Raw genomic sequence first — 13870 nt, 5'->3', positions numbered from 1 at the left:
TCAGCTTTTGTACTCAATCAAGTACTTAGTCTGGTATGCATCGCTTCCTAGTCCTCTCCTTAATCGTCCAATTGCTTACTCAGACTACTGTGTGGCTGCTCATTTGGCTACTGAGTTACCAAAATGAGCGAACGGTGAGTAATAAATGATTATTTTGAAGCAACAAGCTATCTTTTTCCCCCTCATCCCCTAACCCCTTCTCCCACCAGGGGAGAAGGGGAACCGGATTCTCTGGCTCCCCTCTTACTCCCCTCTTGCTCCCCTCTCCCAAGCTTGGGAGAGGGGCTGGGTAGAGGGCTGGCGTGGGAGAGGGGCGATATCTTCAGCTAAACAGGGTACGGCAATGCCGTACCCCTACAGATATTCTGTATTATAGGCTAATGAAAATCGCGGCAATTTCCATCAACAAATGACCAATAACATAAGACGAATGACTCTTCGGCTTACGCTCAGAGCCCAAGCCAATAACCCATAAATGAAAAACCTCAGCCTCACCCTCTACGCCTTCCACCTGCGTCAAACCCTCACCGACGCCCCCGATCGCGTGGCAGATGATGCGGCTTTATTATGGGATAATCTGACTAATCTGGGACATTTCCCTGGACTGACTACCCTCAAATCCCAACTCATCTGCTACACCAACACCGAATACACGCCCCAAAACGAACCCGGACAACAAACCTACTGGCTTACCCACGCCCAAGATATCGATTTAGGCGCTATCTCCACCGCCGATGGCTTCAAAATCACCGCCAATCTGCAACCCTTTCGCCTGAATGACACCTACGCCATTGATCTCACTCTCACCCCCGACTCTCCCCACCTCGACATCACCCTCCCCCAACTGCAACATTTCCGCCCCCAATCCCTCCTCCCCAACACCATCCAAGCCTCCCTGGGACAAACTCTGTGGTTATACGCCGAAGTAGACAAGCGCGACACCTCTACAGCCAGTTAGAACACCAAATCCACACCTTACCCAACCTCACCACCAACCCCCAAACCCGCCTCGACGCCCTAAAAAATCTGCTCAACCAAATTCCCCACACCGCCCTCGACTACGCCCGATGCTTGCGTGACTTACGCGCCCACCAGACGGCGATGGAAACCAATCTCACCAACTTTGACACCAAGCAACAGAATCTTGCCCAAATTGGCGATATCCCCCAATTCTGGGACAAATTCCTCAAAGCAAGCCACATCTGGAAACAGCAAATCCAAACCGATATCAATTACCTATCACCCGGACAAGATTTATTCGGACAAATGCTAGAAACCGTGCGAGGTATCGTAGACTTAGATCAAGCAGAACGAGACCGCGCCCTAGACCAGAAGCTGCAAAACCTAGAACTGTGGATAGCCGTAGTCGGAACTGGATTAGCCGTAAGTGGAATATCCTCCCAAGTCGATTCCCAACCCATCCAAAGCTTTATCCAGAATCAAACCAACACCGAAACACCGATTTGTCCCAGTGCAGGTGTGGTGAAATGTACCACCTACAATGGTTTGAACGTCCTGATTCATATTATAATTGCGGTTGCGATCGCGCTGCCCATCGGTTGTATAATTCAATGGATGCGCGATCGACACAAACGCAGAAGATAGCAGAGAAATGTCAAGGGAGAGGGGAGCAAGAGAGTCCGGTTCCCCTTCTCCCATGCAACAAAAGCGAAGCATCCTCTGTCATCCCTCCTCGCAGGGGGGAACGAGGGGGGTCCGGAGTTGGGGTTAGGGGATGAGGGGGAGAATGTCGAGAAGTAGACAGACACAGCTTAAAATCTCGCCAGTATTGCTTTCACCTTAAGTGAATGTCACTGACTTAAAGCTGGTGGGCAATGCCCACCCTACGGTATATTAAGGGTTTTGGCGATCTCATAATGCTTATTGAGCGTGCCACTCACCTTAAGTTGACACCAATCGGCTTATCGCAACCCCATCTCTTGCAACTCTTGACGTAACCGTTGGGCTTCCTGGGGATTGGTGACTTGATGACGGGCGATCGCGCTCTCAAATGCTGCTAAACTTTCAGGTATTCGTCCCAGTTTAAATAATACAACCCCTAAGTTTTGGTAAGCGTCGGCATAGTCGGGATTCAGTTGAATCGCTTTTTCATAAGCGGTTATCGCAGATTCCCACTGTCCCAAGGCTTTTAATGTCATCCCCAGATGATTGTATCCCACGGCAAAACTCGGATCAATTTTTACCGTTGTTTGATATGCCCGTTTCGCTGTGGTTAAATCGCCCACGCCGAATAACACATTACCTAAATTATTATAGGCTCCCAGTTTAAGTTGGGGGAGAATCGGTTGCTTAATCGCGTCTTGATAGTGATCTGCCGCTAGTTGGAGTTGATTCTGTTTCGTGTAAGCATTGCCTAAATGGTAATGTAATTCAAATAATACCGAAGCGTCTACCTGTGCATCTGTGAATCCACGTTTAAGCAGGGTAATCCCTTCCTCCACTTGACCGATTTGCACATACAGCGCCCCCAATTTACTACACAAGTATGAATCATTCGGATGATCAGCCAGAAATCCTTCCATCGCAGTCTTGGCGCGAGTGTATTTATCCAACGCCGCGATCGCACCCGGTTGATAGCCATAGTGTAAAATACCCACCGTAGACAGGGAAATCACCTGCCAATCGGGTTCTCGCTGCAACAATTGACTGACACTATCATCCACAATTGAATGGTAGGGGCGAGAAAAATAGATATCAGGGTGATGGCGAAATAAACGGGATACCAGGGAATAGGGCGATTGAGTCGCACCCACTTCTTGACGGATCAGATTAATCACCAAGTTGCGATCGCTTTTTATCGCCTGTTGGATTTCGGGTATAATTTCTGGCGTTAACACCTCATCCGCATCCAACACCAACACCCACTTCCCGCGCACATATCGCAGCGCATCGTTGCGGGCGGCGGAGAAGTCATTGCACCATTGAAAATGATAGACTCTTGCCCCATAATCTGTAGCAATATCAATTGTGCGATCGCTCGATCCGGTATCTAGGATCACCATTTCATCCACGACTGGCTGCACACTCTCCAAGACTTGGGGTAAGCTGGCTTCCTCGTTTTTCACAATCATGCATAGACTGAGATCCATCCTTAATTCCCTCTTTGGTGACAGTCGAACATGAAACAATAAGATCAGTTGATTTACTATTAATACTAGAAAACAATGCCAAAACCGACACAAGCCCACATGTCTCGCACAATCTCTAAGAGTCAGCCCAGTGGCGCGAAGGATATGACTAAGCGTCAGATGGAATATTATATGGGAGCAAAGCTGATTGAGGTTGGGGTTAATCCAAAATCGGCGATTTATCGTTGGTCAATGGAAGATAAAGGAAGTCGTGAAGTGTGGACATATAGCGCCTACTGGAGTGATTCTAAAGAGGAATTCTTGCACAAGGAACAGGAATCCTAGTGCAGCGAGCTGGGGGAGCTGGGGGAGCTGGGGGAGCTGGGGGAGCTGGGGGAGCTGGGGGAGCAATGTAGAGACGTGCCATGGCGCGTCTGGGAGCTGGGGGAGCTGGGGGAGATATTCGCGGTGAGTGTGATTATGGAATGTTGGGTTGAGCGAAGTCGAAACCCAACCTACAAATTAGCTGCATAAGCTGTTCGGCATTTAAACCTTAATGTCAATAATGGCTCTCATCCGTGTAGTGCGTTTAGCGAAGCCATGCCGCAGGCTTTGCATCTTGCTCGCTACTAATACTCAATTTAAATGCATGACAGCTTATCACTCCTTTTAATTGAAATGTCACTTTATGGTTGGCGCTTAAATGCTTATGGCGCTAAAGCGCAACTACAAACAAACATTTAACTTAGTTGGGCGACTATCTGATTTTGTAAGACGGTTTGCTCGGTGAGTAAGTCGTCTACTGTTAATCGTAACGCGCGATCGCGATCGACTGAAAACTTGAGTTTGATGCGATCGCGTCCCGGATTTCCGGGGGGTGTAAGCTGGGCAATGGTTCTGGCTCCGTCGCGATCATTCAAGGGTTGTACTGAGGTTTTGCTGCCACCCAGTCGGCGTGTGACTAAGCGATCGCCTTCAAAGTATACCTCGGTTGCTCCGGTTTCTGCGCCTAATTCTCCGACAATTAATTCAAGGCTGGGTTGATTGTCTACTGACGCCCCTACTACTAATTCCACGGGATTACTCATCGGATAGGGTTGTCCGGCTTTAATAATCGGATGCCAATTGTGACAGTTATTCCGTCGATCCCAGTAGCGAATCCCATAACTATGGTAGAGGAAGTCTTGGACTTCAATCCCTTGGGCTAGTTGTAATGCGCCTTGGGCGATGGCTTCAAAGGGTTTTAGGGAACGAATCTTTTCGGCGTCAAAGTATTGCTTCACCCACTCTTGAACGGCGGGAATTTTTACGGTTCCCCCTACCAACAATACAGCATCGATATCGGCGACTTCGATACCACTACGCCGTGCTTGTTGCAGGAGTTGGGTCATTCGTTCATTCAGGTTATCAAAGAATTGGTATTCCTTTAAAATGGTTTCTAAGGTTTGCCGATCTAGATTCAGTTCATAACTCTCTAGTGTTTCATCATTAAAGTGAACTTCCGTGGCTGTCGGTTCTGTAGATAGCTTAATTTTCAGGCGTTCAGCCAATCGCGTGGTTAAGGGCGATCGCGAAATTCCCTGGGTTTGGACAAAATAATCTACTAGCCAGTTATCAATATCTGATCCGCCTAAGTTCTGCCCTGCTTTGGCGAGTACCCGCGCTATTTTGGGCTTTTGTCCGGAACGTTCACCTAAGACTTTCTCGCCCCATTTAAGGATAAAACCCAGGGGCTTTGTTCCGGTTTGTACCTCTTGATTTAATTGCACTAGGGATAAATCTAAAGTACCGCCACCAAAATCCACGACGAGGAGGGTTTCACCGTCTACCACACCATAGCCCAAAGCGGCGGCGGTTGGTTCATCCAGTATCCGCAGTTGTTCCACGGGTAAGGATTGACACACTCCGGTTAACCAGTGGCGATAAGCCTCAAAGCTATCGACGGGTACGGTAAGAATTAAGGAGTCAATCCTGTCTGTGGGGGAGGGGGAGAGTTTGGCGATAATTTGGCTGAGGAACCATTGTCCAATTTGCTCAAAACTGATGGTTTGTTCATCCAATTCCGGCAAAAATCCCTGAATCTGGGAACCTATCCCCCGTTTGAAACTGGAGAAAAAGCGGGGATCGGTGGTAAGATCTAAGCCGCGATCGCGCACGGTTTGACCGACGATCACCTGACCTGGCTGGGCATCCTCAACATAGACCAAACTGGGAATCAGGGGCGGATTTTGGGCAAGTTGTACTGATAAACCAGGTAGGCTGACGGTTTCCGCTTCGCCAGTGGCGGCGTTCCATCGAGTTACGACAGTATTGCTTGTGCCAAAATCAATTGCGTAGTTAGTCATTTGTCTTTAGACAGGGAACAGGGAACAGGGAACAGGGAACAGGAATTTATCATTTCTATTTTAGAATAGGAATTTCGACAATAAACTCTGTTCCTTGACCTGGATTGGAAACACACTGAAGTTGACCTTGATGTTTTTCGACAATAATTTCGTGGCTAATCGATAAGCCTAATCCGGTGCCGCGTCCTACTGGTTTTGTGGTAAAGAATGGATCAAATATTTGGGGAATAATATCGGTATTAATTCCGGCACCATTATCCGCAATCCGAATAACGGCAAAGTCCGATGGTTGTTGTTTATGACCATTATCGTCTGTACTCTGACTCTTTTGAACCATTTCGGTGTGAATTTTAATCATCCGGGGAGCGGGTTTATTATCTAAGGCATCAATCCCATTACTCAGCACGTTCATAAATACCTGATTTAACTGACTGGCGTAGCAGGTAATTGCTGGAATTTCACCGTATTCTTTAATCACTTCAATTTGGGGACGATTGCCTGATGCCTTGAGGCGATGCTGTAAAATAATCAAGGTATTATCTATACTTTCATGAATGTCAATTGCTTTTCGCTCGGATTCATGATGTCGAGAGAAAATGCGTAAGGATTGAACAATTTGCTGAATACGATCAGCACCTATATTCATCGATTTGATTACATTCTGCCAATCCTCACTGACGAACTCCCAGTCAATCTCCTCAATAATATCTTGGATTTCTTCAGGAGGATTGGGGTAATTTATGGTATAGGCATTAATTAAGCGAGTGAGATCGACAAAATAATTTTTAGCATAGGTGAGATTCCCGCCAATAAAGTTGACAGGATTATTAATTTCATGCGCCACACCTGCCACCATTTGCCCTAAGCTGGACATTTTCTCATTATGAATCAGTTGAGTTTGGGCGCGTTTGAGTTCAGCTAATGCTGTCTCCAGTTGGATCGATTTTTCTTGTTCTCGCTGAATCGATTGATGCAAGTCTTCCTCGGCTTGTTTGCGTTGGCTAATATCTTTGAGTGAACCCACCATCCGCTGGGGTTTTCCTTCCTCATCCCATAAAGCTTGTCCGCGACACATTACCCATTTATAGTCACCATTTTGGCATTGTAAGCGATATTCAATTTCATAATAATGGATTTTTCGCTGCAAGTAGTTTTGGGTTGTTTCGATAATTTGCTCCACATCATCGGGATGGATACGACTAATCCATTCATCAAAACGATGTACAATTTTACAGGTTTCATCGTGGCAATTTTGATTACCGATAATTTCCTGAAACCGCTCAGACGTAAACACTTCACCACTTTGTAAATTCCAATCCCAAATTCCATCATTATTTCCTTGTAAGACTAACTGCCAGCGTTCTTCACTTTGGCGTAAATCTTCTTCAATTCGCTTGCGTTCTGTAATATCTTTGCCGACGGTGATTACACAGCGTTCCCCTTTCAAATCAATAAACTCAGCCGATAATAATAAGGTAATAATCTCACCCCATTTAGTCCGCCATTTCGTTTCCCAGTTACACAGTGATCCTTGTCGATGTAAAAGCTGTTCAAACTGAACCATATTTTCCGGATTGACTACCAAGTTTAGAGCAAAAATTGTCTGACCAATGACAGCTTTTCTCTCATACCCCAATAGATTGAGAAAACTTTGATTCACATCGATATAGCGTCCGTCTGGGCAAGTGCTAATCGTAATCGGGTCAGGGCTACAACTAAAAGCTTTGGCAAATTTTTCTTCTGAGATTTTGCGGGCTACTTCGGCGCGTTGGCGTTCTTGGACTTCTAAGAGTAATGAGGTGAGATCGGCGATAGAACGGGCAAAGTTTTGCTCTTCTGGTGTCCAATGTCGGCACGTTTCTATCTGTTCAATACATAACACACCTACAGTTTTTCCGCCCAATCGTAAAGGGGTGTCTAGCATTGATGTTATGTTTAATCCCTGTAGGTAAGACTCCAGCAAATCACCGCTTCTGGGATCGCTGATCACATCATCTACTGCAACGAGGGGAGCCTCAATTAAAGCGTTAAAGTAAAGCGGATGGTTAGCTAGGGCTAGGCTTAACCCGGTGCTATGTTGGCAGTGAGTTTGCTGGAATAAATCCAGACATTCAATATGAGTTTTTTGTTGATTATAGAGCCAAATACCGACTCGTTCTACCTCAAGGGTACGGGCTGTGACTTCGGTGATTTCCTGAAACGCTAATTCTAAATTCTCCTGATATAAAATTTTATTTTTAGCCAGTTCAATGAGTAAACTATTTTGATGGCTAAGCTGTCTTGCTTGTTGACGAAGTTGGTTCTCGGCTTGCTGGCGATCGCGAATTTCTTGTTGAAGTAAACTATTTTGTTCTTTTAACTGGTTCTGTAATCCTTGCAGGAGCAGTTGATGTTCGATCCGAACTAAAATTTCTTCCGGTTGGAACGGTTTAGTAATATAGTCAGCCCCGCCAATTTTCAACGCTTTGACTTTCTCAGCCGCTTCCGTCAATGCGCTTAAAAAAATAATCGGAATATCTTTGGTTTTCGAGTTTGACTTCAAACATTGACAAACACTATACCCATCCATATCCGCCATGACAATATCCAATAAAATCAAATCAGGAGGTGACGAAATTGCCGCATGGATGGCGAGTTTTCCACAAATAGCCCGTTTGATTTTATAATTGTCTCTTTGCAATACATCCGATAAAAAGCGTAAATTATTGGGGTTATCGTCAACCACTAATATCATTAGTTCATGTTTATGCAATACTGTTGATAATTGTTGACTTAGCATCACTCTAGTCCTTATGAATGATTGATGACAGCCTGAGTTACTCGCACAATAACATCCAGTCTAAAATCATGAAGTAAATCTGTTAATGCCTTGGCTAAATCTGCCTTTTCTGTCGGTAGTTCTTTAATCAACTGAGCAATCATGGCTTCATCCAACTGATTAGCCGCCTGTGCTAATTCAGTCACCCAGGCTGAAGGTAGACTGGATAACTCTGAACAGAAAAACGAGTCTGGTTTCTCTTGTGTGCTAGAACTCGATCCAGGTAGAGGCAAATCCTCCGATAACTCTTCATAACGATAACGCACTCCTAAATGGTGGGCAATTGTGTCAAAAACTTGCTCCTCTGTAAACGGTTTACGGACAAAATTATCAGATCCGGCGGCTAAAATCTCCTCCCGCTTTTCCTCAAAGGCGCTGGCGGTTAAGGCGATGATAATGGTTTTGGAAAAATCCGAATCTGGCTGGGGCTGAGATAACCGTTCTTGTTCTTTAAGTCTCAGCCATTGCGTTGCTTCTAATCCATCCATCATTGGCATACGGGTATCCATAAAAATTAAGTGAGGTTGCCAACTTTCCCATAACGCCACGCATTTTATCCCATTTACCGCCTCCCGCACTTCAAAGCCAATCGGTTCGAGTAATTTTATCAGCAACAGGCGATTTTCTGGGGTATCATCAGCCACTAGGATACGATAGATCGGTTGATTGGGTTCTAAGCCTAAGACGCGCTGACGGGGTTGGGGGGTGACGGGGTAGACATCTGCCGGACTAATTTTAATACCAAATTTAAAAATTGTCCCCTTTCCGACAACACTACTGACGGTAATCGTTCCCCCCATCAGTTGCACAAATTTACGGGTAATGGTTAACCCTAAACCTGTCCCTTCCGCCATTTTTTGTCCGGTTTCGGTTTGGACAAAGGCATCAAATAAGTGGTCAATTTCAGCCGGAGAAATACCCGCTCCCGTATCTTCTACTTCAAACCGGAGTCGGGGGGGAAATGCTGACAATGATGATGAGTCGGTGTCTGAAGGGTTTTGATCGGTTAACGGCTTAGTTGCCAAATTTACTCGTAAGGTAATTGTACCTTGTTCGGTAAATTTAATCGCGTTACCTAAAAGGTTAATCAAACAAACCCGTAATTTTTTTGCATCGGTTTTTATGGTTTGCGGAACATTGGGTGCTACAACAAAAACTAAATTTATTTTTTTCTGTTCTGCTTTAATTTGGAACATCTCTTCCAAATTATCTAACAAGCGATACAAATCAAAGCTACTTTCATAGAGAGAAATAATACCTGATTCAATCTTCGACAAATCCAAGATATCATTAATTAAGTCCAGTAAATGTTCACCACTGCGATTAATAATACCCAGATATTCTCGTTGTTCTGGTGTAATTTTAATATCACGACTCATGACTTGGGTAAACCCTAAAATAGCATTCAAGGGCGTGCGGAGTTCGTGACTCATATTGGCGAGAAATTCACTTTTAGCTTGAGACGCGGCGGCGGCAGCTTTTTCGGCTTTGCGTCGCTCTTGAATTTCCTGCTCTAATTTTTGATTGCGATCGCGTACTTCTATAGACAGCAGCCGAATCGTCAGTTGATGCTCTACCCGCGCCAATACTTCTTCAACTTGAAAGGGTTTGGTAATGTAATCAACACCCCCCACGCGAAAGGCTTTGACTTTATCCAAAACATCATCGATCGCACTAATAAAAATGACGGGAATGTCACGAGTCTCCGGATCAGCTTTGAGATGCTCACAGACTTGATACCCATCCATTTCTGGCATACGGATATCCAGTAATATGAGATCGGGTGGGGCAGATTTAGCGGCTCGAATTGCCATTTTCCCCTTAACCACACCCCGCACTTGATAGCCTTGATCCGACAAGGTGGCGGATAAAACTTGTAAGTTTTCTGGAGTGTCGTCAACAATTAATAAGTTGCCTTTAGTCATTTGTTATTCGTCATTTGTCATTTGTCATTTGTCATTCGTTATATCCATATTCATTTGAATAAGGAAGGGCGGGTTTTGTTGCTCAGTTATTGGCTTTTAACTGGCGTTAGTCCCTAAACCCGCCCCTACAGGATTAAACCGCAGGTTCCCTTGAACAAAGTGAAGGGTCAACACTCAAAACTCCTTCATCCCTGCTTCAATTAAATCGATAATTTGATCACAACGGAAATTATTCACCATATCTGTGATAGCTTGGGCGATCGCGGTATGAGTTGGGGGAATTTGCTCGATAAGCTGGAAAATCCGCTCGTTATCAATCGAGTTGGCAGCTTGGTATAATTCATGAATCCACTCCTTGGGCATAATCGTCAGGGCTTGAGCCGTTAGGGGTTGGTTGGAGGCTAGGTTTTCATCCTCTGGCGCGGTTGATGCGGTTGGCTGTTCGTAGACATACTGCACCCCTAAATAGTGGGCTATCTTATTAAAGATTACGTCTTCTCGGAAGGGTTTGCGAACAAAATCGTCACAGCCGGCACACAGAACCAGCGATCGCTCTTCTTCAAAGGCGCTGGCGGTGAGGGCTAAAACCACGGTAGCTTGACCTTTGAGATGCCCTTTGATGTGTTTGGTGGCTTCATATCCATCCATCACAGGCATTCGCATATCCATCCAAATCAGGTGAGGTTCCCAGCTACTCCAGATCGCGATCGCGTCTTGCCCATTCACCGCTTCTCGCACGGAAAATCCCACGGCGGTTAGCAGTTTTACCAATAGTAAACGACTTTCTAGGCGATCATCCACTACTAGGATACGGTAATTGGGTTGTCCGGGTACCAAGCCAACTACGCGAGGAGTCGCTGACTGGGTTTCTGGCTCAATTCCCTCCACCCGGTTAACGTCAATATCAAAGGTAAAAATACTGCCTTGGTTCAAGCGACTATTGACCTGAATCTCTCCGCCCATGAGTCGCACAAATTGTTGACTAATCGGCAATCCTAATCCTGTGCCTTCCATGGATTTGCGCCCTGTTTCAGTTTGCACAAAAGCGGCAAATAATGATTCAATTTCCTCGGCAGCAATACCCGCCCCAGTATCTTCAATTTCAAATCGCAGCTTTGGCTGAATTGGGGACGCCTGGTTTGTAGGGGCGGGTTTCACGTCTATCGTTTCTTGCTCCGCCCGGATGTGACTAAACCCGCCCTGACTCAATGTTGAATGTTGCGCTTCCTGGCTTCCAGACGCGCCGTGGCACGTCTCTACATTCTCCCTTGACTCCCCCTGCACCTCTTTAACGCGCAACGTAACTCCTCCCTGATGGGTAAATTTAATCGCGTTGCTCAGTAAGTTAATTAAGACTTGGCGCAGCTTTCCTTCATCGGTTTCCACATAGCGAGGTAGCGTTTGCTCATAGTCAAACACTAACTGCAAGCCTTTATTTTGAGCCGGAAATTTAAACATTTCTTCTATAGTTATGAGTAACCCGTATATGTCAAAACTATAGCAGTTGAGTTGAATCTGACCTGCTTCGATTTTGGACAGTTGCAGCACGTTATTGATCAGGCTGAGTAAATGTTCACCCGATCGACAAATAATGCCAATATGATTGCATTGTTCTTGAGTTAGAGAAGAATCGCGCCCTAACAACTGTGCAAATCCAATAATCGCATTCAGGGGAGTGCGTAATTCATGACTCATATTAGACAAGAATTGACTTTTGGCACGATTTGCCTGTTCAGCGGTTTCTTTAGCCAGTTGTAGGGCAAATTCCGCCTGCTTGCGATCGCTAATATCTTGGCTGACGGCGATCAGACAGGTTTGCTTATCTAGGTTAATTTGTTCGGCTGAGAGTAAGGCGGTGCGAATGTCCCCCGATTTGGTACGAAACTCAAATTCGTAGTTGCGAATAATCCCCTTGTTTGATATTGCTTTTAACATCCGGTTTCGGTCTTTTTGATTCACCCAGAGATTCAAATCAAGGGCAGTGCGACCAAGAATTTCTGGCGCAGAATAGCAGGTAAACTGACAAAAGCTATCATTCACATCAATATGACAGCCATCACTTAATCGCGTGATTGTCATAGCGCTGGGACTAGAACGGAAGGCACGGGCAAACTTTTCTTCTGATTGATACAATGCAAATTGGGTGCGTTTGCGATCGGTAATATTGCGGGCAACCCAGATAACGGAATTGTTCGGTAACGGGGCAATACTGGCAGTAAACCAAACCCGTTGATCGGCATCATTTAAACTGTAATCAAAATGAATCGGTTCTTGGGTTTCGATAACCTGGTGAATTTGCTGGAACCAGCTTTGGGTATTGTCACCGTCGAGAAATTGCTCAATAGTTTGGTTAATCAGGGGTATTGATTTTTTAATATCGCGAGTGGGTCGAGTTGGTGCAATTTGAATATCATTAGTTTGAGGATCAATAATTAGGATAATATCAGGCATTGCCTCAAATACTGCCCGCATTTTGCCCTCAGAGGTTCGCCATTTTTGCTCGAGTAACTTGCGTTCCTCAATTTCTTGGTGGAGTTGCTGATTTTTGGTTTCTAATTCTTGGGTGCGATCGCAGACTTCTTGTTCTAGGGTTTGATTATACTCGGTTAAAATTTTCTCGGTACGTTTGCGGGTGGTAATATCTTTGAATACACTAATACCATAGAGTAGGGTTCCCTGATCATCATAGATGGGCATTGCCTGCATTTCTAGGGGAATTTTATGATTCGGATGATGTACAGCTAAGTCATCAACGGTAACCGTTTCACCCTGGAGCGATCGCGCGATCGGGAAGTGGTCTAATGGGTATAAGCGATCGGTGTCGGTTACATAGAGTTGATAGGTATGACAAAGCTGATCAGTCTGGAGATTTGTATCTAAATCCTGTGCGAAAATCTGTTTAGCTTTTTGATTCATAAAATACGGGTTTCCACTCGCCTCTACCACCAAAACACCAACCGGAACCGCTTCCAAAAATTGTGCCAGCCGATGTTCACTTTCACGCACCACTGCTTCGGCTTGATCGTACAATTGTTCATAGACCAGATCACCGTGTTCAGTCGAGGTTTCGAGTAAGATTTTTAAATCGGTATTTTCTTGATTGAGGCGTGAATTTTCTGCGTTGAGGTGATGAAGCGTTAACTGAGTCTGGATTCGGGTTAAAAGTTCGGCTGGGGTAAAAGGATCAATTAAATAATCAGTCGCCCCAGCGTCTAGGAGTGAGGGTAATTTATCGATATCATTGTGATTAATTGCGGCAATAATCGGCACATCATTGAGTTGTGGCGTTCTTTTCAGGGTTTGGATTGACTCACAACTGTTAATCGCTGGATGATTAATCGCAATGATAATTAAGTGAGGGAGAGAATCAGGATCAGGATTAAGACTAGATAGATACTGTTCAAGGTTGTCGGCATGAATCAGACTATAGTCTGAGGGGGATATAAGTTGGGAAATACAGGATTTTTTGGGGTCAGAATCATCGACAAATAATAGTCGGATTAATTGATTCTGGATTAAACTATTCATGCTCAATATTTATCGTAACAACAGTGAGTTCCACCTATCCCAACTTCTTTAATATTGTAGTGGGCTGACTCACCTAAAATGGTGAATTAGAATTGTAGGGGCGCACGGCGTGCGCCCCTTTTTAACCATCAATCTATTGCACAATTTTAGCTGGGTCACAGCAGT

The 13870-nt window shown here is 45.1% G+C and carries 8 protein-coding genes; 3 read left to right on the top strand and 5 right to left on the bottom strand.

Going from position 1 to position 13870, the window contains the following annotated elements; translation table 11 throughout:
• Window positions 1-475: 475 nt before the first annotated feature.
• The gene (locus RIB93_RS02400) at window positions 476-958 is read left to right on the top strand and encodes a hypothetical protein (protein ID WP_446369941.1); all 483 of its coding nucleotides are present in this window, start codon (window positions 476-478) and stop codon (window positions 956-958) included.
• Complete coding sequence (locus RIB93_RS02395) at window positions 910-1605, top strand: hypothetical protein (protein ID WP_446369940.1); 696 nt, start codon at window positions 910-912, stop codon at window positions 1603-1605. Before RIB93_RS02400 ends, RIB93_RS02395 begins: the two co-directional genes overlap by 49 nt.
• Window positions 1606-1922: 317 nt before the next feature.
• Here the strand turns inward: RIB93_RS02395 and RIB93_RS02390 are convergent, their stop codons facing one another.
• Window positions 1923-3110, bottom strand: a complete 1188-nt coding sequence (locus RIB93_RS02390; RefSeq protein WP_446369938.1) for a tetratricopeptide repeat protein — start codon at window positions 3108-3110, stop codon at window positions 1923-1925.
• A gap of 75 nt (window positions 3111-3185) precedes the next feature.
• Between RIB93_RS02390 and RIB93_RS02385 the strand changes: the two genes are divergently transcribed.
• The gene (locus RIB93_RS02385; RefSeq protein ID WP_446369936.1) at window positions 3186-3434 is read left to right on the top strand and encodes a hypothetical protein; all 249 of its coding nucleotides are present in this window, start codon (window positions 3186-3188) and stop codon (window positions 3432-3434) included.
• A gap of 395 nt (window positions 3435-3829) precedes the next feature.
• Here RIB93_RS02385 and RIB93_RS02380 read toward each other — a convergent pair whose 3' ends face one another.
• From RIB93_RS02380 to RIB93_RS02365, 4 genes are all read right to left on the bottom strand, one after another.
• Window positions 3830-5434, bottom strand: a complete 1605-nt coding sequence (locus tag RIB93_RS02380) for an Hsp70 family protein (RefSeq protein ID WP_446369934.1) — start codon at window positions 5432-5434, stop codon at window positions 3830-3832.
• A 55-nt stretch (window positions 5435-5489) separates the two neighbouring features.
• Entirely contained in the window at window positions 5490-8213 is a 2724-nt protein-coding gene (locus tag RIB93_RS02375) for a PAS domain S-box protein (RefSeq protein ID WP_446369932.1), read from the bottom strand.
• A gap of 11 nt (window positions 8214-8224) precedes the next feature.
• Window positions 8225-10177 (bottom strand): response regulator, encoded by a 1953-nt coding sequence (locus RIB93_RS02370; RefSeq protein WP_446369930.1) that lies wholly within the window; start codon window positions 10175-10177, stop codon window positions 8225-8227.
• 174 nt (window positions 10178-10351) lie between these two features.
• A complete protein-coding gene (locus RIB93_RS02365; protein ID WP_446369928.1) occupies window positions 10352-13705 on the bottom strand; it encodes a response regulator in 3354 nt (1117 codons plus the stop codon).
• Between the last annotated feature and the right edge of the window lie 165 nt (window positions 13706-13870).

The organism is Coleofasciculus sp. D1-CHI-01 (assembly GCF_040218875.1).
Lineage (GTDB): Bacteria > Cyanobacteriota > Cyanobacteriia > Cyanobacteriales > Coleofasciculaceae > Coleofasciculus.
Note: the sequence above shows the minus strand (reverse complement) of the source record. Positions and strands in the feature narration are given on the sequence as shown.

What these genes read in the sequence shown, in the direction of transcription:
- RIB93_RS02400 (WP_446369941.1), top strand. Translation starts at nt 476, where the DNA reads ATGAAAAACCTCAGCCTCACCCTCTACGCCTTCCACCTGCGTCAAACC.
- RIB93_RS02390 (WP_446369938.1), bottom strand. Translation starts at nt 3,110, where the DNA reads ATGGATCTCAGTCTATGCATGATTGTGAAAAACGAGGAAGCCAGCTTA.
- RIB93_RS02385 (WP_446369936.1), top strand. Translation starts at nt 3,186, where the DNA reads ATGCCAAAACCGACACAAGCCCACATGTCTCGCACAATCTCTAAGAGT.
- RIB93_RS02380 (WP_446369934.1), bottom strand. Translation starts at nt 5,434, where the DNA reads ATGACTAACTACGCAATTGATTTTGGCACAAGCAATACTGTCGTAACT.
- RIB93_RS02375 (WP_446369932.1), bottom strand. Translation starts at nt 8,213, where the DNA reads ATGCTAAGTCAACAATTATCAACAGTATTGCATAAACATGAACTAATG.
- RIB93_RS02370 (WP_446369930.1), bottom strand. Translation starts at nt 10,177, where the DNA reads ATGACTAAAGGCAACTTATTAATTGTTGACGACACTCCAGAAAACTTA.
- RIB93_RS02365 (WP_446369928.1), bottom strand. Translation starts at nt 13,705, where the DNA reads ATGAATAGTTTAATCCAGAATCAATTAATCCGACTATTATTTGTCGAT.